General features: G+C 67.5%; 20 protein-coding genes. 10 read left to right on the top strand and 10 right to left on the bottom strand.

The features are described 5' to 3' along the window. Positions 1–112 precede the first annotated feature (112 nt). From crtI to QOI01_RS33760, 7 genes are read left to right on the top strand one after another with little or no spacing between them, the layout of a single operon-like run. A complete protein-coding gene (crtI, locus tag QOI01_RS33790) occupies positions 113–1,621 on the top strand; it encodes a phytoene desaturase family protein (protein ID WP_526388213.1) in 1,509 nt (502 codons plus the stop codon). Continuing rightward, the gene (locus tag QOI01_RS33785; protein ID WP_526388211.1) at positions 1,618–2,565 is read left to right on the top strand and encodes a phytoene/squalene synthase family protein; all 948 of its coding nucleotides are present in this window, start codon (positions 1,618–1,620) and stop codon (positions 2,563–2,565) included. The genes crtI and QOI01_RS33785 overlap by 4 nt, the downstream gene beginning before the upstream one ends. A gap of 2 nt (positions 2,566–2,567) precedes the next feature. Continuing rightward, complete coding sequence (locus QOI01_RS33780) at positions 2,568–2,909, top strand: lycopene cyclase domain-containing protein (protein WP_526388209.1); 342 nt, start codon at positions 2,568–2,570, stop codon at positions 2,907–2,909. Beyond that, positions 2,906–3,232: a lycopene cyclase domain-containing protein gene (locus QOI01_RS33775; RefSeq protein WP_526388207.1), complete on the top strand. Its 327-nt coding sequence runs from the start codon at positions 2,906–2,908 to the stop codon at positions 3,230–3,232. Before QOI01_RS33780 ends, QOI01_RS33775 begins: the two co-directional genes overlap by 4 nt. Positions 3,233–3,240: 8 nt before the next feature. After that, positions 3,241–3,945 carry a class I SAM-dependent methyltransferase gene (locus tag QOI01_RS33770; protein WP_526388237.1) on the top strand — a complete coding sequence of 235 codons (705 nt, stop codon included), beginning with the start codon at positions 3,241–3,243 and terminating at the stop codon, positions 3,943–3,945. Beyond that, positions 3,942–5,465 carry an FAD-dependent oxidoreductase gene (locus QOI01_RS33765; protein ID WP_526388205.1) on the top strand — a complete coding sequence of 508 codons (1,524 nt, stop codon included), beginning with the start codon at positions 3,942–3,944 and terminating at the stop codon, positions 5,463–5,465. The genes QOI01_RS33770 and QOI01_RS33765 overlap by 4 nt, the downstream gene beginning before the upstream one ends. Next, complete coding sequence (locus QOI01_RS33760) at positions 5,462–6,481, top strand: DUF5914 domain-containing protein (RefSeq protein WP_526388204.1); 1,020 nt, start codon at positions 5,462–5,464, stop codon at positions 6,479–6,481. The genes QOI01_RS33765 and QOI01_RS33760 overlap by 4 nt, the downstream gene beginning before the upstream one ends. A gap of 15 nt (positions 6,482–6,496) precedes the next feature. Here the strand turns inward: QOI01_RS33760 and idi are convergent, their stop codons facing one another. The 5 genes from idi to QOI01_RS33735 all read right to left on the bottom strand — a co-directional run bounded on the left by idi (position 6,497) and on the right by QOI01_RS33735 (position 11,409). Further along, a complete protein-coding gene (gene idi / locus QOI01_RS33755; protein ID WP_526388202.1) occupies positions 6,497–7,057 on the bottom strand; it encodes an isopentenyl-diphosphate Delta-isomerase in 561 nt (186 codons plus the stop codon). A gap of 71 nt (positions 7,058–7,128) precedes the next feature. Continuing rightward, positions 7,129–7,794 carry a TetR family transcriptional regulator gene (locus tag QOI01_RS33750; RefSeq protein WP_526388201.1) on the bottom strand — a complete coding sequence of 222 codons (666 nt, stop codon included), beginning with the start codon at positions 7,792–7,794 and terminating at the stop codon, positions 7,129–7,131. Positions 7,795–7,926: 132 nt separating this feature from the next. Further along, positions 7,927–8,940 (bottom strand): ketol-acid reductoisomerase, encoded by a 1,014-nt coding sequence (ilvC, locus tag QOI01_RS33745; RefSeq protein ID WP_526388199.1) that lies wholly within the window; start codon positions 8,938–8,940, stop codon positions 7,927–7,929. Between the two features lie 38 nt (positions 8,941–8,978). Next, positions 8,979–9,485 (bottom strand): acetolactate synthase small subunit, encoded by a 507-nt coding sequence (gene ilvN, locus QOI01_RS33740; RefSeq protein WP_526388197.1) that lies wholly within the window; start codon positions 9,483–9,485, stop codon positions 8,979–8,981. 64 nt (positions 9,486–9,549) lie between these two features. Further along, positions 9,550–11,409: an acetolactate synthase large subunit gene (locus QOI01_RS33735; protein WP_526388195.1), complete on the bottom strand. Its 1,860-nt coding sequence runs from the start codon at positions 11,407–11,409 to the stop codon at positions 9,550–9,552. A 289-nt stretch (positions 11,410–11,698) separates the two neighbouring features. On the opposite strand from QOI01_RS33735, the gene QOI01_RS33730 reads away from it, so the two are divergent. Beyond that, positions 11,699–12,097, top strand: a complete 399-nt coding sequence (locus QOI01_RS33730; RefSeq protein WP_526388193.1) for a PH domain-containing protein — start codon at positions 11,699–11,701, stop codon at positions 12,095–12,097. Positions 12,098–12,101: 4 nt separating this feature from the next. Here the strand turns inward: QOI01_RS33730 and QOI01_RS33725 are convergent, their stop codons facing one another. Beyond that, positions 12,102–12,932, bottom strand: a complete 831-nt coding sequence (locus tag QOI01_RS33725) for a DoxX family protein (RefSeq protein WP_526388191.1) — start codon at positions 12,930–12,932, stop codon at positions 12,102–12,104. Between the two features lie 138 nt (positions 12,933–13,070). Between QOI01_RS33725 and QOI01_RS33720 the strand changes: the two genes are divergently transcribed. Next, a complete protein-coding gene (locus QOI01_RS33720; RefSeq protein ID WP_526388189.1) occupies positions 13,071–14,192 on the top strand; it encodes a PQQ-dependent sugar dehydrogenase in 1,122 nt (373 codons plus the stop codon). Between the two features lie 5 nt (positions 14,193–14,197). Here the strand turns inward: QOI01_RS33720 and gatB are convergent, their stop codons facing one another. From gatB to gatC, 4 genes are all read right to left on the bottom strand, one after another. Further along, positions 14,198–15,709 carry an Asp-tRNA(Asn)/Glu-tRNA(Gln) amidotransferase subunit GatB gene (gene gatB / locus QOI01_RS33715; RefSeq protein WP_526388187.1) on the bottom strand — a complete coding sequence of 504 codons (1,512 nt, stop codon included), beginning with the start codon at positions 15,707–15,709 and terminating at the stop codon, positions 14,198–14,200. A 111-nt stretch (positions 15,710–15,820) separates the two neighbouring features. Continuing rightward, positions 15,821–16,852 carry a 6-phosphofructokinase gene (locus QOI01_RS33710; protein ID WP_526388185.1) on the bottom strand — a complete coding sequence of 344 codons (1,032 nt, stop codon included), beginning with the start codon at positions 16,850–16,852 and terminating at the stop codon, positions 15,821–15,823. Between the two features lie 17 nt (positions 16,853–16,869). Next, complete coding sequence (gene gatA / locus QOI01_RS33705) at positions 16,870–18,354, bottom strand: Asp-tRNA(Asn)/Glu-tRNA(Gln) amidotransferase subunit GatA (RefSeq protein WP_526388183.1); 1,485 nt, start codon at positions 18,352–18,354, stop codon at positions 16,870–16,872. After that, positions 18,351–18,650 carry an Asp-tRNA(Asn)/Glu-tRNA(Gln) amidotransferase subunit GatC gene (gatC, locus tag QOI01_RS33700; RefSeq protein ID WP_526388181.1) on the bottom strand — a complete coding sequence of 100 codons (300 nt, stop codon included), beginning with the start codon at positions 18,648–18,650 and terminating at the stop codon, positions 18,351–18,353. The genes gatA and gatC overlap by 4 nt, the downstream gene beginning before the upstream one ends. 183 nt (positions 18,651–18,833) lie before the next feature. Here gatC and QOI01_RS33695 point away from each other — a divergent pair, with 183 nt between their 5' ends. Then, the gene (locus tag QOI01_RS33695) at positions 18,834–19,493 is read left to right on the top strand and encodes an ACT domain-containing protein (protein WP_526388179.1); all 660 of its coding nucleotides are present in this window, start codon (positions 18,834–18,836) and stop codon (positions 19,491–19,493) included. Positions 19,494–19,500: the final 7 nt, after the last annotated feature.

Genomic DNA, 19,500 nt, shown 5'->3' with positions numbered 1-19,500 from the left:
ACGAGGAATGAGACGCAGTTGAGCACTGGCAACGAATGAGTCCACCCAGCAGCACGTCCAGAGCGGGGTCGAAAACCTCCCTCTTCGCCGGACGAGACGCGTAGCGCGCGCCATGGGCGGTGACAGCGACCGCGTCGTCGTGGTCGGAGCGGGTCTCGCGGGGCTGTCCGCCGCAATGCAACTGACCGGTCGCGGGCGCTCGGTGACCGTCGTCGAGCGTGGCTCGCACCCGGGCGGACGGGTCGGGCGCGCCGACGTATCTGGCTACCGGCTCGACACCGGCCCGACCGTTCTGACCATGCCCGACATCATCGACGACGCGTTCGCTGCGCTCGGTGAATCGACGGCAGACTGGCTCGAACTACTGCGCATCGAACCCGCCTATCACGCGTCGTTCGCCGACGGCAGTGCGCTCGACGTCCACAGCGATGCCGACGCGATGGCCGCCGAGATCGAACGATTCGCCAGCCGTCGGGAAGCCGAGGGCTACCGACGGCTGCGCGAGTGGTTGACGCGGCTCTACGAGGTGGAGTTCGACGGGTTCATATCGGCGAACTTCGATTCCCCCCTTTCGTTGGTGACGCCGCAGCTGGCACGACTCGCCGCGATGGGAGGCTTCCGTCGCTGGGACCGGGTGGTGCGGAGGTTCATCACCGACGAACGGCTGCTTCGCGTCTTCACCTTCCAGGCGCTCTACGCAGGCGTCCCGCCGCAGCGGGCCCTCGCGGTCTACGCCGTGATCGCGTACATGGACACCGTCGCAGGCGTCTATTTCCCGCGAGGTGGCATGCGCGCCCTTCCGGACGCCATGGCCGCCGCCGCCTCCGCTGCCGGCGTCGAGTTCGTGTACGACACCAGTGTTTCCGCACTCGAACGCAGGGGCGGCCGGGTCGTGGCCGTGCAGACCGACACCGGCACGCGCCTGGCGGCCGACGCCGTCGTGCTCACCACCGAACTGCCGGAGACCTACCGACTGCTGGACAGGACCCCTCGGCGGTTGCTGCCGTTGCGTCCCGCACCGTCGGCCGTCGTTGCGCACGTCGGCTGCCGTGCCGCAAGAGACGGCATCGCGGAATCGGTGGGACACCACACCATCCTGTTCGGCGACGCGTGGAAGCAGACCTTTCGCGACATCATCGACGAAGGGGTGGTGATGTCGGATCCGTCACTGTTGGTGACCAGGCCGACGGCGAGCGACCCCTCCCTCGCGCCCGCTGGTCGAGACCTCCTCTACATCCTGGCCCCGGCCCCGAACACCGCTGTGGGCAAGGTTGATTGGGACGCAAGAGGTGACGCGTACGTCGACGAGGTGATGAGCGCCGTGGCCACCCGGCTCCCCCAGCTCGGTGCGGACGCCGAAATCCTGCACACCGTCAACCCCGCCGACTGGGCTCGGCAGGGAATGCTTTCGGGCAGTCCGTTCGCCTTGGCGCACACCTTCGGCCAGACCGGGCCGTTCCGCCCCGCCAACACAGTTCGCGGGATCGACGACGTGGTGCTTGCGGGGTCGTCGACGGTGCCTGGCGTCGGGGTGCCGACCGCCATCATCTCCGGCAGGCTGGCGGCGGACCGGATAACCGGCGTGGCGGCTCGACGCACGGGACGGGTGGTGAGCTCGTGATCGGTTCCGAGCTGGATGCCGCCGGAGTGCGCGAACCCGAGCTGCGCGACTCCTATCGGCGCTGCCGAGAGATCAACGCGGAGCACGGCCGCACGTTCTTCCTCGCGACCCGGCTGCTGGCCCCCTCGCAACGTCCTGCGGTGCACGCACTCTACGGCTTCGCCAGGCGCGCCGACGACATCCTCGACGACTTCGACCCGAGCCTCGATACCGCTGAGCGTGGAGACCTGCTTCACGTGCTGGCCACTCAGCTGTTCGAACGTCTCGTCCAGGGCAGGTCGAGCGGCGCCGACCCCACCCTGGCCGCCGTCGTCGACAGTGCTCTCCGCTACGGCATCACCTGGCAGCTGTTCGACGACTTCCTTGGTTCCATGCAGATGGACCTCACGGTGACCGACTATCCCAACCGGGCCGCCCTGAACCGTTACATGTACGGCTCGGCCGAAGTCATCGGACTGCAGATGCTTCCCATCCTCGGCACGGTGGTTCCACGCGAGGAGGCCGCGCCGTCGGCGGCCGCGCTCGGGAAGGCGTTCCAGCTGACCAACTTCCTGCGTGACATCGACGAGGACCTCGACCGGGGACGCGTGTATCTGCCCGCCGACGAACTCGCCGCTCACGGCGTCGACCGCGAGCTACTGACGTGGTGCCACGACAACGCCCGCACCGACCCGCGGGTGCGCAGTGCCCTCGTCGAGCAGCACGCCACCACCCGCCGGATCTACGACCAGGCACGACAAGGGATCCCGCTGCTGCATCCACGTTCACGGCCGTGCGTCGAGGCCGCGTTCACCCTGTACTCGGGGATCCTGGACCGTATCGAGGACATCGACTTCGCCGTCTTCGGCCAACGTGCCACCGTCGGAGGCGCGCGTCGCATCCGGGTTGGAACAGCCGGCCTGGTGAAGGCGTGGCGCGCGCGGGCGAAGGGAGCCGGAGCGTAATCGTGGACCGCTGGCAGTACTTGTTCGTCCTCGCGGCGTGTCTGGCCATCACCGCACCTTTGGAGTTCCTCGGCACGGGGGTCTACCGACAGTCCCGCCGAGCGGTCCGCGCCATCGTCCCGGTGGCGTTGGTGTTCGTCGTCTGGGACCTGTTCGCGATCGCCGGCCACGTGGGGACGTACAGCCCTCGGTACGTCAGCGGCATCGACCTTGGCACACTGCCTCTCGAAGAACTGCTCTTCTTCATCGTGATACCGATCTGCGGACTACTCACCTACTCCGCCGTCCAAGGCATCCTCGACCGCGTCAGGCGAATTCGACGCTCCCGGGTGCGGCCCTCGTGATCGGCCTCGGCTACACCCTGCCTGCCCTCATCGGCGTCGTCGCGGTGATCGGGCTTGAGTTCGGCGTGCTGCGCACGGGACTCTTCCGCCGCCCGGCCTACTGGATCTCGATGGTCATCGTGGTGGGCTTCCAGATACTCGTCGACGGTTGGCTCACCAAACTCACTGCGCCCATCGTCATGTACGACGAGCATCACACCAGCGGCATCCGCTTTCCGTTCGACATACCGGTCGAAGACTTCCTCTTCGGCTGGGCACTGGTCACCGCCGTCCTGCTGTTGTGGGAACGGCAGGGACCGCGCAACCGCCAGGAGAACCAGTGAAGAGTGAGATGACACCCGGCGACGTTCCCGCCGCCTTCGACGCAGACGCGCCCGCCTATGATGCCCTCGTCGGCGCGAATCCCGGTTACCACGAACACCTTCGACTGTCGGCGGCCCGAATGCGGCTTCCCGACGCAGGCCGCGGGTTGCGCTTGCTCGATGCGGGTTGCGGCACCGGAGCGTCCACGGCGGCGCTGCTGGCCGCTGCGCCGCGGGCCGAGATCATCGGCGTGGACGGATCGGCCGGCATGCTGACCCAAGCCGCCGCCAAGAAGTGGCCTTCCTCGGTTCGCTTCGTGCACAGCCACATCGAGAATCTTGCCGATGCAGGCGTCGACGGCCCGTTCGACGGGATCTTCGCTGCCTACCTGATCCGCAACCTCGCCGATGCCGACGCGCAGTTGAGCGCCTTTCGCGGTCTGCTGCGACCAGGCGGGACGCTGGCGGTGCACGAGTACTCGGTGCGTGACTCGCGGTTGGCGACGGCCGTGTGGAACGCCGTGTGTGCAACGGTCATCATCCCCGCCGGTCGCATCCGGACCGGTGACGCCGGCCTCTACCGCTACCTACGGCGCAGCGTGAACCAGTTCGACGGCGCGGCAGCCTTCCAGGAGCGTCTTCGTCACAACGGCTTCACCGCCGTTGGCCGCGAAACGATGCGTGGCTGGCAGCGCAACGTCGTGCACACCTTCCTGGCGGAGGCGCCTCGATGACCGATCGGCGCCTCCCGACGCACGACGCACCGCGCGGGTTGCCGGACGCCTCGGCGCTGCCGCGAAGGCCGCATGCCGTCGTGGTCGGCGCGGGCATCGCCGGGCTCGCCGCGGCCACCGGCCTGGCCGAACGCGGGGTCACCGTCGATGTCGTCGAACGCGAACCCTACCTCGGGGGTCGTGTCGGCGGCTGGCCGGGGACCTTCGACGACGGCACGCCGGTGGCAATGAACCGGGGCTTCCACGCATTCTTCCGGCAGTACTACAACCTGCGAAAGCTGTTGCGACGCATCGATTCCGACTTGTCCATGCTCACCCCCGTCGAGGACTACCCGCTGGTCGACGCCAGCGGCCGCCGGGACACGTTCCGCGGCCTTCCGAAGACCCCGCCACTGAACGCGCTCGTCTTCGCGCTGCGGAGCCCCACGTTTCGGCTCCGCGATCTGGTGCGGATCAACGCCCGCGCGGCGGCCCCGCTGGCGGCTGTGTCGGTGCCGGACATCTACCGGTGGCTCGACCACTCGGATGCGGACACCTTCCTTCGCGACATCAACTTTCCCGATGCGGCAAGGCATCTGGCGTTCGAGGTCTTCTCCCGTAGCTTCTTCGCCGAGCCGACCGACCTGTCGGCCGCCGAGCTGGCGACGATGTTCCACATCTACTTCCTCGGCTCGAGCGAGGGGCTGGTCTTCGACGTGGCCAATGCCAATTTCGACGTCGCGCTGTGGAACCCGTTACGGGCATATCTCGAGACCCGCGGCGTGCGCTTCCACACCGGCGTCACGGTGAGCGCTGTGCACGACGCGTCCGACTTCACCATCGAGACCGATTCTGGGCAGAGCTTCGACGCGGACGGCGTCGTACTGGCCACCGACGTCTCCAGCCTGCGTCACATCGCCGAAGGCTCCCCCACCCTCGACGGCGACTGGCGGCGCCGCATCGAGAACCTCGGCACTGCGGCGCCCTTCGTGGTGTACCGGCTGTGGCTGGACCTACCCGTCAACGCCGACCGCCCCGCCTTCCTTGGCACCGGTGGTCGGCCACCGCTGGACAACGTCAGCGTGCTGGAACGGTACGAGGCCGAGGCGGGCCAGTGGGCCGGGCGAACCGGCGGCTCCGTCATCGAACTGCACGCGTACGCGGTGACCGAGGGCCACGACGATCTGCGCGAGCGATTGCTGGCCAGGATGCACGAGATCTATCCCGAGACCGCACGGGCGCACATCGTCGGCGAGCGGGTGTTGTGCCGCAACGACTGCCCGCGGTTCGCGCCGGGCGACTTCGCCGGCCGCCCCGGCGTTGACACTCCGCACGACGCACTGGCGCTGGCGGGAGACGGCATCCGGATCGACCTCCCGGTGGCGCTCATGGAACGGGCGGCGACCACCGGCTGGTCCGCCGCCAACCGGCTGCTATCGCACTTCGGGCTCGCCGGCCATGGATTGGAAACCGTTCCGACACGGGGTCGTTCGGCCGGACTGAGACGGCTCGCCAATCGGGAAGGATCACACCGGCGATGAGCTTGCTGACGGAGTTCAGGTCGAAGTTGTCGAAGACGTCGCCGCTTCGACTCCTCCACCGCACGCAGTGGGCGGGCCAGCGCCCGACCTACCGCGACGCCGACCCCGCGGTGATCGGCTCCGCCCTGGCGCGTTCGCAGCGCCGGCCGAGCGGCAACTGGTATCCGTTCGCAGCGGCCGGTGACATCGGTGACCGCCCACTGGGGTTCACCGTCGCGGGCCGCGATCTGGTCGCCTGGCGCGGTGAGGCCGGAGCGCTACACACCGGCCCCGCAGCGTGCCCACACCTCGGCGCCGACCTCTCGACCGGTCGGCTCGACGGGGGCGCACTGGTCTGTCCGTGGCATGGGCTGCGTCTCACCGGAGGCAGCCGCCTTGGCTGGAGTCCGCTTCCCGCGCACGACGACGGCGTACTCGCGTGGGTGCGACTGGATGCCGTCGGAGGTGAGACCCCCACCGCAGCACCGGTGATCTCCCAACGGCCCGGCGGGGCACGGGTGCACGCCGTCACACGCCTCGTCGGCGTGTGCGAACCAAGGGATGTCATCGCCAACCGACTGGACCCGTGGCACGGGTCGTGGTTTCACCCCTACTCGTTCGCCAGGCTCGACGTGCTCAGTGCGCCGCCCGTCGACGATGACCTTCCCGAGGAGCTCGACCGTCTGCTCGTCGCCGTCACGTTCAAGATCGGCCGGTTGGGGGTACCGGTGGTTGCCGAGTTCACCAGCCCCGAGCCCAGGACGATCCTGATGCGGATCGTCGAAGGAGAGGGTTCTGGCAGCGTGGTGGAGACGCACGCCACGCCACTGGGCGCAGGAACCGACGGTCGACCGAGAACCGCCGTGCTGGAAGCAGTCATCGCCCACTCCGACCGACCTAGGTTCGCGCAGGCGTTGCACGCCAGGGCGCTGCTGGTACCCGTCATGCGCCACGCCGCCACCCGGCTGTGGCGCGACGACCTCGTCTACGCCGAACGGCTCTTCACGGTGCGCGAAAGCGGCACGCCGCCGGTTTGACGGCAGGCCGGAAGATCAGGCCCTGGTCGGTCGCACCCACGCCGACAGCCCAGCGGCTTCCAACAGCGGGATCTGTTCTACCGCCCAAGGACTGATCGACCAGGGCAACCCGGCAGCCGAGTGCAACTCGTCCCACGTCACCCACCGCGAGTCCATGATCTCGTCCGCGGCTGGATGAATGGTTCCGTCCGTGCTGGCGCACAATACGGGGCACACCTCGTTCTCGACGTTGCCGTCGGCCGCGACGGCGCGGTAGCGGAAATGCGGAAGCACGCAGACCGGAGCGTCGATCGTGATGCCGAGTTCCTGGCGGGCCCGGCGCCGCACCGCCTCGGCGACCCGTTCGCCAGGCGCGGGATGTCCACAGAACGAGTTGGTCCACACACCGGGCCAGGTCTGCTTGCCGAGCGCGCGACGGGTCAGGAGCACCCGCCCGGCGCCGTCGAACAGATAACACGAGAAGCCCAGGTGCAGTGGGGTTGATTCGCTGTGCACGGCTGCCTTCGCTGCGCTACCGACCTCTTGCCCAGCCTCGTCGAGAAGCACGACACGCTCGTCACCGGAAACCACCGTCATGGAAGACACGTCCCTCTACGTACCCGCCGACGCGCGATCGACACAACGACCGCTTCTCGACGCCATCGGGGTCAGCCGCGCCCGGTGATGTTGCGGATGGCCGCGACGGCACGCCGCTCGACGAACTGCGTCAGATAGTCGATCCGGTCGGGGTTGGCGAATCCTGGCAACGTGGTGCGCCAGCTGTTCGCGACGCGGGTCAAGAAGGAGGCCGGCTCGTTGAGGTCGCTCACCTGCCGCATGCCGACGTAGTGGCCGACGAGGACCTGGGCCAGGTCTTCGGGATCGCAGTCGACGCGCACGTCACCATCGGCGATCGCCTGCTCCAGCACCGTGATCGAGCCCTTGACCCATTCGTCGACCAGGCCGACGGGCGGGGCGCCGGGACTTCGAGCCTCCCCGAACAGGTTCATGGCGGCGCGGGCGTAGCCGTCACGCGCGTCGCGCGTGGCCACCATGAACGTGACCTCGATCATCGTCTCCAAGCCCGAGCGCTGGTGCGTCAGCAACTCCATGGTGGCTGCGCGGACTTCCTCGGCGTGATGTTCGATGATCGCCAGCGCCAAGGAATGCTTGGACCGAAAGTGAAAGTACAGCGCGCTCTTCGAAACGTCCGTGTCGGCGACGATGTCATCGAGGCTCACCGAGCTGAACGAACGCTCGGCGAACTGACGGGACGCGGCGTCCAGGATCGCCTGACGGGTGACGTCAGCACGGCGATCTGCCGACTCGCTCATGACACGTTCCAATGTTCCTAGGGAGGGATAGCACACGTCGCGAGAACGTGTTCACCGCCGAGTGTGGCCAAATCGTGGTGTTTCAAACGCGAGCAACACGGTTGAAACTCCACGACTCGTGTTGACGCCGAATCAGGCCGTTTCGGTGATGGGGCGGTCCACCCAGCTCATCAGGTCGCGCAGCTTCTTGCCGGTGACCTCGATCGGGTGCTCGGCGTTCTCCTTGCGGAGCTTCTCGAGCCGCTTGTTGCCATCCTCGACGTTTGCGACGAGCTCCCTGACGAAGGTGCCGTCCTGAATGTCCTTCAGGATCCCGCGCATCCGCTCCTTGGTGTCGGCGTCGATGACGCGCGGGCCCGACAGGTAGCCACCGAACTCTGCGGTGTCGGACACTGAGTAGTTCATCCGGGCGATGCCACCCTCGTACATCAGGTCGACGATGAGCTTGAGCTCGTGGAGCACCTCGAAGTAGGCCATTTCCGGGGCGTAGCCCGCCTCGACCATGACCTCGAAGCCGACCTTGACCAGTTCCTCGGTACCGCCGCAGAGCACGGCCTGCTCGCCGAAGAGATCAGTCTCGGTCTCCTCCTTGAACGTGGTCTTGATGACGCCGGCGCGGGCACCACCGATCGCCTTGGCGTATGACAGCGCCAGAGCCTGGCCTTCGCCCTTGGGGTCCTGGTCGATGGCGATCAGGCAGGGCACACCCTTGCCGTCGACGAACTGTCGGCGCACCAAGTGGCCGGGGCCCTTCGGGGCGACCATGCCGACCGTGATGTTCTCGGCAGGCTCGATCAGGTCGAAGTGAATGTTCAGGCCGTGGCCGAAGAACAGCGCGTCGCCCGCGACGAGGTTCGGCTCGATGTCGTTCTTGAAGATCTCTGCCTGCGCGGTGTCAGGAGCCAACAGCATGACGACGTCGGCCCACTTGGCGACCTCTGCGGGCGTGTCGACCTCGAGGCCCTGCTCGGTGACCTTCTCACGCGACTTGGAGCCCTCCTTGAGACCCACCTTCACCTCGACGCCCGAATCGCGCAGGCTCAGGGAATGCGCGTGTCCCTGGCTGCCGTATCCGATGACGCCGACCTTGCGTCCCTGGATGATCGACAGATCAGCATCGTCGTCGTAGAACATCTCAACTGCCACTTGATATTTCCTTCTCTTCGTTCGTTACTGCAATTGCGTTATTTGACGCCCGAGATACCGCGTGGGCCACGGGCAAGGGTCACCATGCCGGACTGGGCGATCTCTCGGATACCGTACGGCTCCAGCAGCGCCAGCAGCGCCTCGAGCTTTCCCGGCGTGCCGGTGGCTTCCACCACCAGCGATTCGGCTGACACGTCGACGACCTTGGCGCGGAACAGGTTCACCGCTTCGATGATCTGTCCACGGGTCGCCGCGTCGGCACGGACCTTGATCAGTGCCAGCTCGCGAGACACCGAGTTGACCTCGTCCTGTTCGACGATCTTGATCACGTTGATCAGCTTGTTGAGTTGCTTGGTGATCTGTTCGAGCGGGAAGTCCTCCACCGAGACGACGATCGTCATCCGAGAGAGATTCTTCTGTTCGGTGGCGCCGACGGCCAGCGACTGAATGTTGAAGCCGCGCCGGGAGAACAACGATGCGACGCGCGCCAGCACGCCGGGCTTGTCCTCGACGAGCACCGAGAGGGTGTGGGTCTGGATGCTCATCGGATTCCTCGGTTCTTCGTCGATGGCTCTTCGGGCAAGCGCTCATCGCGGCGCAACCTGCTCATCACGCGTGCCCCTCGTTGCCCTGGTCGTCGAAAAGCGGCCGGATTCCCTTGGCGGCCTCGATCTCCGAGTTGCTCGTGCCCGCAGCCACCATCGGCCAGACCTGGGCGTCGGCGCCGACGATGAAGTCGATCACCACGGGTCGGTCGTTGATCGCCCGAGCCTGGTTGATGACGTCCTCGACGTCTTCGGCTCGCTCGCAACGCAATCCGACACAACCCAGCGCCTCGGCCAGCTTGAGGAAGTCCGGGATGCGACGATCATGCGTCGACAGGCCGGTCTGCGAGTAGCGACCCTCGTAGAAGAGGGTCTGCCACTGCCGCACCATGCCGAGGTTGCCGTTGTTGATCACGGCGACCTTGATGGGCGCGCCCTCGACGGCGCAGGTGGCCAGCTCCTGATTGGTCATCTGGAAGCAGCCGTCGCCGTCGATGGCCCACACCTCGGCCTCGGGGCGGCCGAACTTGGCGCCCATCGCTGCGGGCACCGCGTAACCCATGGTGCCGAGGCCACCGGAGTTCAGCCACGTCTTGGGGTTCTCGTACTTGATGAACTGAGCGGCCCACATCTGGTGCTGCCCAACGCCTGCCACGTACACCGCGTCCGGGCCTGCGATGCGGCCCAGTGTCTCGATGACGTACTCGGGGCTCAGGCTGCCGTCGCTCTGAGGGCCGTAGCTCAACGGGAAGGTGGCCTGCACGCTGCGCAGGTACTCCCACCAGTTGTCCAGGTTCAACGTGGCCGAGGTCAGTCCATCGCGGCGCAGGGCATCGAGCAGATCCGTGATCACGGCCTTGACGTCACCCACGATCGGCACGTCGGCGTTGCGGTTCTTGCCGATCTCCGCCGGATCGATGTCGGCGTGGATCACCTTGGCATCCGGAGCGAACGAGTCGAGCTTGCCCGTCACCCGGTCGTCGAAACGCGTGCCGAGCGCGATCAGCAGGTCACTCTTCTGCAACGCGCCCACCGCCGCTACGGTTCCGTGCATTCCTGGCATGCCGAGGTTCTGCGGGTGGCTGTCGGGGAAGGCGCCGCGGGCCATCAGCGTGGTCACGACCGGGATGCCCGTCAGGTCGGCCAGCTCCAACAGCTGCTCGGTCGCCTCACCGCGGATGACGCCGCCACCCACGTACAGCACCGGCTTGCGCGCAGCCGCGATGAGCTTGGCGGCCTCGCGCACCTGCCTGCTGTGCGGCTTCATGTTCGGCTTGTAGCCGGGGAGGTCGATCTTCGGCGGCCAGCTGAAGGTGCACTCACCCTGCAAAACGTCCTTCGGGACATCAACGAGGACAGCGCCAGGACGTCCACTCTTGGCGATGTGGAAGGCCTCGGCCATCACCTGAGCGATCTCGTCACCACTGCGGACGAGGAAGTTGTGCTTCGTGATCGGCATGGTGATGCCTGAGATGTCGGCTTCCTGGAAGGCGTCGGTGCCGATCAGGGCACGACCGACCTGTCCGGTGATCGCGACGACCGGGATCGAGTCCATCTGGGCGTCGGCCAGCGGGGTGACGAGGTTGGTGGCGCCCGGACCCGAGGTGGCCATCATCACGCCCACCTTTCCGGTGGCGTGTGCGTACCCGCTGGCGGCATGCCCGGCACCCTGTTCGTGGCGCACCAGCACGTGACGCAGCTTCTGCGAATCGAACAGAGGGTCGTAGACCGGCAGTACGGCGCCGCCCGGGATGCCGAAGATGACGTCGACGTCGAGTTCTTCGAGCGAGCGGATGACGGCTTTTGCACCGGTCATCCGTTCCGGGGCAACTCGTTTGGGCTGCTGGGCCGGCGTGTTCGGGCCTGCGGGCGTGCCATTGGCACGCTGGGCCGGTTGCGGTGGCCGCGTGGTCGGTGCGCTCACGATGTCCTCAAGTCCTCGTTTTGTCTAGGTCGGCGGTGGTTCTGATGTTCTCGGGCAACAAAAAACCCCCGTCAGCGGATGCTGCACGAGGGTTGCGCGTCGGTGCTCGTAGGCTCTGACTGGTTACACAGTCGGGTTACGCACCAACGCGCGAACCAATTACTACGAGAATTGCGACGGTCTGCATAACCGTTGACGGTAGCCGCCGTACAGCTCAAAGGTCAAATTCCCGGGCGCCCGCCGCGGACGCGAAGGGCACGGTACCCGTAGCCGGTGGAAGGATGGCGGGGTGAGTCCCCCATCCCCCTCGGCGCCCTCGGTCCCCGTTGTCATCAGGATTTCTGCGACGGCGCACATCGCGGTCGGTTTCTTCACACTGGGGTTGCTCGCGTTGGTCTTTTCCAATCCCCGATGGTTCACCGCATTGCTGATCATTCCGGTCGCGGCGTCCGCGGCGATCATTCGTTACCGCACGACCGCCGATCGCGACACCGTCACGGCGCGATCGCTGATCGGCAGCCGGACGGTCGCCTGGGAGGACGTCGACGGACTGCGGTTCGACGGAGGCGCATGGGCATCAGCGCATCTCAAGGACGGTTCGGACGTACGGCTACCCGCCGTGACCTTCGCCACGCTGCCGCAGCTGACCACGGCAACTGACGGTCGGGTGCCCAACCCCTACGAGTAGGCGCTCAGGCGAGTGGGTTTGCGCCGTTGAGAAGCACCCACACTCCGACGCCGGCGCCGACGCCGAGAACCAGTGCGGCCGCGGATCCGACGAACGGGCGCCTGGCCCAGCCTCTGCCCGCATCGAGGCCGTAGCGGCCAGGACCGGTCAGCGTCAAGGCGGCCGCCAGCACGATGAGCACGACCTGGTACTCGTGCCCGTCCGGCAGGAAGAACGAGAAGTAGCCGCTGTCGGGTTGTGCGGCAACGGCTGCCAGCAGCGAGTTGATCAGATATGCGACCGCGACCGCGGCGGCCAGTGGCGTGAACAAGCCGAGAACGAGCAGCACGCCTGCGCCGATCTGGGCACCCGCGCCTACGTAGGTGAGGATTCCCGCGTGCTGGTAGCCGAGGTCGGCCAGCGACTGGCCGAAGCCGTTGAGCCCTTGACCGCCCCACAGCCCGAACGCCTTCTGCAGGCCGTGGGCGATCAGCAGGGCACCGAACCCGACGCGCAGCAGCATCAACCCGAGATCCTGCGTGCCGCGACGACCCGCCGCCTTGTCGGCGCCGAAGCCCTCCGGCTCGATCTCGGTCGGTTCCGCGGCGTGACGGCCGGCGGGCTGCACGTAGGGCAGCGGCTCGGGTTCACCGAGCAGGCCGTATCCGGAGTGCTCCTGGCTCCCCGTGCCAGAATCGTAGCGCGGGATTGCGGTGGTCTCGAAGTCACCTGCGTACGTCGATGACGGCAGGTCGTCCTCCGGGTCGACCAGGCGTGCCGACGCGGGTCGCACGGCTGAGGCCTCGCGGTCCTCAGGTCTCTGCCACGCGCGCGGATCGTGAGAGGTACTGGTCACGCTTCCCAGAGTAAGTGCTCTCCACCTGCGAATCGCGGATTGGCGCGTGCTTTCCTGCGGCGATTCGCGGAGCGGTCGCCGGTCGGCGTAACCCACCGACGTGGCGCGCACCGCCCGGCGGTCCGTAATCTGGCGTGCATGAGTTTGCACCGGCCGACGCAGGGTGTGCTGGTGCTGCTGTGCGCGGCTTTGCTGGTCGTGTCGGGCTGCGCCCGGTTCGACGATGCCCAGGCGGAGCCGTTCACCACCGAGCCGCAGCTGGCTCCCCCTCCGAGTGCCGCACCGACGCCGCCACCTCCGTTGCCCGGGCAGCCCTTCCCGAAGGTCTGCGACGCGAAGGGCGTGATGCAGGGCTGCCTCGAGAGCACCAGCGGGCTCATCATGGGCCCCGACAGCAAGACGGCGCTGGTGGCCGAGCGGGTCACCGGGGCGGTCAAGGAGATCGCGACCAACGCCGAACCCAAGGTCAAGGTGGTCATTCCCGTCGACCCGTCCGGTGACGGCGGCCTGATGGACATCGTGCTCTCACCGACGTACGAGCAGGACAGACTGATGTACGCCTACATCAGCACACCGTCGGACAACCGCGTCGTGCGGATCGCCGACGGCGATGTTCCCAAGCCGATCCTCACGGGCATTCCGAAGGGCGCGACGGGCAACATGGGTGCATTGATCTTCACCAGCCCGACGACGCTGGAAGTCCTTACCGGCGATGCGGGAAACCCCGCCCAGGCGTCCGATCCGGGTTCGCTGGCAGGCAAGCTGATCCGGATCGAACAACCGACGACGGTCGACCAGGCTCCGCCGACGACCGCGCTGAGCGGGGTCGGCGCCGCGGGTGGGTTGTGCATCGACGACGCCGACGGCTCGCTGTACGTGACTGACCGCACCCCGGCCGGTGATCGACTTCAGCGCATCACGAAGGACTCGGTCGTCTCGACCGTCTGGACGTGGCCGGACAAGCCGGGGATCGCCGGGTGCGCGGCCACCGACGGCGCAGTTCTGATCAACATGGTCAACACCAAGCAGACCGTTGCGGTACGGCTGGCGCCCGACACCGGCGCGGTGACCGGCCAACCCGAGGTGATCCGGCAGGACGTCCATGGCCACGCCTGGGCGTTGGCGCTGTCCCCCGACGGCAACGTCTGGGGCGGAACGGTCAACAAGACCTCCGGCGACGCCCAGAAACTCGACGACGTCGTCTTCCCGCTCTTCCCGCAGGGCGGCGGATTCCCCAGGACCAACGAAGAGAACACCTAGGCGGCCTAGCCGCTCTGGCCGCACGCCGCCAGGACGAGTTCCCGCACCCGGGCGGCGTCGGCCTGGCCCTTGGTCGCCTTCATGACGGCGCCGACCACGGCACCCGCCGCCTGCACCTTGCCGCCACGGATCTTGTCCACGACGTCGGGGTTGGCGGCCATGGCCTCGTCGACTGCCGCCTGGATCACCGAGTCGTCGCGGACCACCGCGAGTCCCCTGTCGGCCATCACCTGCTCGGGCTCGCCCTCGCCTGCGAGCACGCCTTCGATCACCTGGCGGGCCAACTTGTTCGACAGCTTGCCCTCGTCGACGAGCGCGATGACGGCAGCCACCTGCCTGGGCGTGATGGCCAAATCGGACACCGCCACTCCCCTTTCATTGGCCTTCTGCACCAGGAAGTTTCCCCATAGCGCGCGCGCGGATTCACTCGGCGCCCCGGCCGCGACGGTGGCGGTGACCAGGTCGATGACGCCGTTGTTGACGAGGTCGCGCATCACCTCGTCGGAGATGCCCCACTCCTGCTGGATCCGATTGCGTTGCAACCACGGCAGTTCGGGGATGGTGCCCCGCAACCGCTCGACCAGTTCGTCACTGGGTGCGACGGGTTCGAGGTCGGGCTCCGGGAAGTACCGGTAGTCCTCGGCGGTCTCCTTGCGCCGACCCGCGCTGGTGTACCCGTCCTCGTGGAAGTGCCTGGTCTCCTGAATGATCTCGCCGCCGTCGTCGAGAATGGCCGCCTGTCGGCGCATCTCGTAGCGGACGGCCACCTCGACGCTCTTGAGAGAGTTGACGTTCTTCGTCTCGGTGCGGGTGCCGAACTCTCCTGCGCCGATGAGCCTGAGCGAGACGTTGGCATCGCAGCGCATCGAGCCCTGATCCATCCGCACGTCCGATACGTTCAACCCGCGCAACAGATCCCGCAGGGCGGTGACGTAGGCGCGGGCGATCTCGGGAGCCCGCGCACCAGCGCCCTCGATGGGTTTGGTGACGATCTCCACCAATGGGACGCCCGCCCGGTTGAAGTCGAGCAGCGACGTGGTGGCCCCCTCGATGCGGCCGGTGACGCTGCCGAGGTGCGTCAGCTTGCCGGTGTCCTCCTCCATGTGCGCACGCTCGATCTCGACCCGCCATGTCGTGCCGTCGTCGAGTGGGGCGTCGAGGTAGCCGTTGACCGCGATCGGCTCGTCGTACTGGCTGATCTGGTAGTTCTTCGGCTGATCGGGATAGAAGTAGTTCTTACGGGCGAAGCGGCCCCACGGCGCGATGTCGCAATTCAACGCAAGCCCGATGCGGATGGCGGATTCGACGGCCGAGGAGTTGACCACCGGCAGGGACCCGGGCAGACCGAGGCACACCGGGCACACCTGCGAGTTGGGCTCGGCGCCGAACTGGTTGGCGCATCCGCAGAACATCTTGGTCGCCGTCGACAGCTCGACGTGGACCTCCATGCCCATCACGGGGTCATAGCGAGCGATGACCTCGTCGTAGTCGATCAGTTCGGCGGAGGCAACAGACATGCTGCAATCCTAGTGGTGGCGTTTCTCCGGCGAGCAGTCCGCAAGCGGCTCCAGCACGAGTAGCCCGACACGCCGCATTTCCGGCACATTTGCGTCTGCTCGCGAGGGAACTCAGCCGAAGAACTCGGCGGCGTCGTCGTAGCGGCCCTGCGGCACCAGCTTGAGCTGACGCACGGCGTCGGCGAGTGCCACCCTCCCGATCTCCTGGCCGCGCAGTGACACCATCATCCCGTATTCGCCGGAGTGAGCGGCGTCGGCGGCATTGACGCCGAACCGGGTGGCCAACACGCGGTCGTACGCCGTCGGCGTGCCACCACGCTGCACGTGCCCGAGGACCGTCGTGCGCACTTCCTTCTTGATCCGCTTCTCGATCTCGACGCCGAGTTGGTGTGCAACCCCGGTGAACCTCACGTGGCCGAACTCGTCGATGCCGCCGTCGCGCAACTGCATCGAGCCCTCGGCGGGCCTCGCGCCCTCGGCGACCACGCAGATGAAGTGCGAATCACCACGGACGAACCGCTGCTTGACCAGCCGGCACACTTCCTCCACGTCGAATGGCTGCTCGGGAATCAGCGTCATGTGCGCGCCCGAGGCCATGCCGGCACCGAGCGCGATCCAACCGGCGTGGCGGCCCATCACCTCGACGAGCATCACCCGCTGGTGCGATTCCGCGGTGCTGTGCAACCGGTCGATCGCATCGCTGGCGACCTGCAGCGCGGTGTCGTGGCCGAAAGTGACGTCGGTGCAGTCGATGTCGTTGTCGATGGTCTTGGGCACGCCCACCACGGGGACGTTCTCCTCCGACAGCCAGTGAGCCGCCGTCAGCGTGCCCTCGCCGCCGATCGGGATCAGCACGTCGATGCCGTTGTCTTCCATCGTCTGCTTGATCTGATCCAGGCCAGCGCGCAGCTTGTCGGGGTTGACCCGCGCGGTGCCGAGGATGGTGCCGCCCTTGCCGAGCAGCCGATCGTTGCGATCGTCGTTCGCGAGTTGGATGCGGCGGTCCTCCAGCAGGCCGCGCCACCCGTCGAGGAAGCCGACCACCGTCGAGCCGTACCTGACGCTGGACGTCCGCACGATAGCCCTGATGACTGCATTCAGTCCGGGACAGTCGCCGCCTCCGGTGAGGATTCCGATCCGCATGTGAGTATCTTCCCCCGTCAGATCGCGGTCGGCAGCGAACCGCGCGCCACCTCGTAGGCGGCGCCGACGCGATAGAGCCGATCATCGGCCAACGCGGGCGCCATGATCTGCAGGCCGACGGGCAGTCCGTCGTCCTCCGAGAGCCCCGACGGCACCGACATTCCGCAGTGCCCGGCGAGGTTCAACGGCAGGGTGCACAGGTCGAAGAGGTACATCGCGAGCGGGTCGTCGATCTTCTCCCCTAGGCGGAACGCCGTGGAAGGAGTGGTCGGCGTCACTAATACGTCCACGCTCTGGTAGGCCCGCTCGAGGTCGCGCGCGATCAGGGTGCGCACCTTCTGAGCCTGGTTGTAGTAGGCGTCGTAGTAACCGGCCGACAGCGCGTAGGTGCCGATCATGATGCGGCGCTTGACTTCTGGCCCGAATCCGGCGGCCCGCGTCATCGCCATCACCTCTTCTGCGCTGTGGGTGCCGTCGTCGCCGACCCGCAGCCCGTAGCGCATCGCGTCGAAGCGCGCGAGGTTGCTCGACACCTCGGACGGCAGGATCAGGTAGTAGGCCGCCATCGAATGGTCGAAGTTCGGGCAGTCGACCTCGGTGACCTCCGCGCCCAGTGCGCTGAGCTGCTCGACGGCCGCGTCGAACGACGCCAGCACGCCCGGCTGGTAGCCCTCGCCGCTGCGCAGCTGCTTGACCACACCGACGCGGACGCCCTTGAGATCACCTGCCGCCCCAGCCGTCGCCGCGGCGACCACGTCGGGCACATCGGCCTGCACCGACGTCGAATCCCGAGGGTCGTGACCGGCGATGACCTGGTGCAGCAGCGCGGTGTCGAGCACCGTCCGGGCACAAGGTCCGCCCTGGTCCAGCGATGACGCACATGCGATGAGCCCGTAACGCGACACCGTCCCGTACGTAGGCTTGACGCCGACGGTGGCGGTCAACGCGGCAGGCTGGCGGATCGAACCGCCCGTGTCGGATCCGATCGCCAGCGGGGCCTGGAACGCAGCCAGTGCCGCGGCGCTGCCACCACCGGAACCGCCGGGGACGCGCTCGACGTTCCACGGGTTGCGGGTGGGGCCGTACGCCGAGTTCTCCGTCGAGCTGCCCATGGCGAACTCGTCCATGTTGGTCTTGCCGAGGATGGGGATCCCAGCCGCCCGCAGGCGCGCCGTCACCGTCGCGTCGTACGGCGAGCGCCAGCCCTCCAGGATTCTCGACCCACACGTCGTCGGCATGTCGGTCGTGGTGAACACGTCCTTGAGCGCCAGCGGCACGCCGGCCAGCGCAGACGGCAACGTCTCCCCAGCGGCGACCGCGGCGTCGACCCGTCCCGCCTCGGCCAGCGCCGCTTCGGCCCCGACGTGCAAGAACGCGTGATACCGGTCGTCGGTGGCGGCGATCTGGTCGAGGTGAGCCTGGGTGACCTCGGTGGAGCTCACCTCCTTCGCCGCGATCTTGGCACCGAGCGTCGCGGCGTCCATGCGTACGAGGTCGCTCATTGCGCCTCCCCAAGAATCCGCGGCACGGCAAACCGGCCGTCGACGGCATTCGGGGCGGAGGCCAACGCCTGGTCCTGCGTCAGGCACGGCTCGACCACGTCCGGCCGCGTGACGTTGAGCACCTTGAGAGGATTGTCGGTGGCCTCGACGCCGGTGACGTCGACGGCCTGAATCTGGCTGACGTGCGCCAGGATGGCGTCCAGCTGGCCGGCGAAGCTGTCCAGCTCGCCGTCGGTCAGGGTGAGCCTGGCCAGACGCGCCAGGTGGGCGATGTCGTCGCGCGAGATCTGAGACACGACCACGAAGCCTAGTCACCGCGGCGGGGACGGCTGCGCCGGAGTGCGGCTGACGGCGAACGCACCGGTTTCCGAGTCGCTGCGCCCCTGCCCTCCGTGAAAACTCCCGAGTCGCTGCGCTCCTGCCCTCCGTGAAAACTCCCGAGTCGCTGCGCTCCTGCCCTCCGTGAAACAGTGTTGCCCGTGCCGTCATATCTGCTGCGGGTCCAGCTGGAGGACCGGCCCGGCAGCCTCGGCTCACTGGCCGTGGCGCTGGGATCGGTGGGCGCTGACATCCTCTCCCTCGACGTGGTCGAGCGCACTGCCGGCTACGCCGTCGACGACCTGGTGGTGGAGCTGCCGCCCGGCGCCATGCCCGACATGCTCATCACGGCCGCCGAGAAGCTCAACGGCGTGTACGTCGACAGCATCCGTCCGCACACCGGACTGCTCGAAGCGCACCGCGAGTTGGAGCTGATCGATCACATCGCCGCCGCGGGCAAGAAGCGCGACAAGCTGCAGGCGCTCGCCGACGAGGCGCCGAAGGTGCTGCGGGTCGGATGGTGCATGGTGCTGACCCTGAACGAGACCGGGCTGGAGGTCGTCGCGGCCAGTCACGGGGCCCCCGAGACGGCTGCGGAGTCCGCGCCCTGGCTGCCGCTCGAGCACGCCGAAGCGCTCGACGGGACCGCGGACTGGATACCTCAGGTGTGGCGGGACTTCGACACCATGCTCGCGGCCGCACCACTCGGTGACCATCGAACTGCGGTGATACTCGGGCGCCCCGGCGGGCCGGCGTTCCGTCCGTCCGAGGTGGCCCGCCTGGGCTACCTCGCCGGAATCGTGGCCACGCTCCTGCGCTGAACGCACT

Origin of the sequence: Mycobacterium sp. (assembly GCF_032162605.1) — a bacterium.
Taxonomy (GTDB): Bacteria; Actinomycetota; Actinomycetes; order Mycobacteriales; family Mycobacteriaceae; genus Mycobacterium.
The sequence above is the reverse complement of the archived record's forward strand: the minus strand, read 5'-3'. Positions and strand labels throughout refer to the sequence as shown.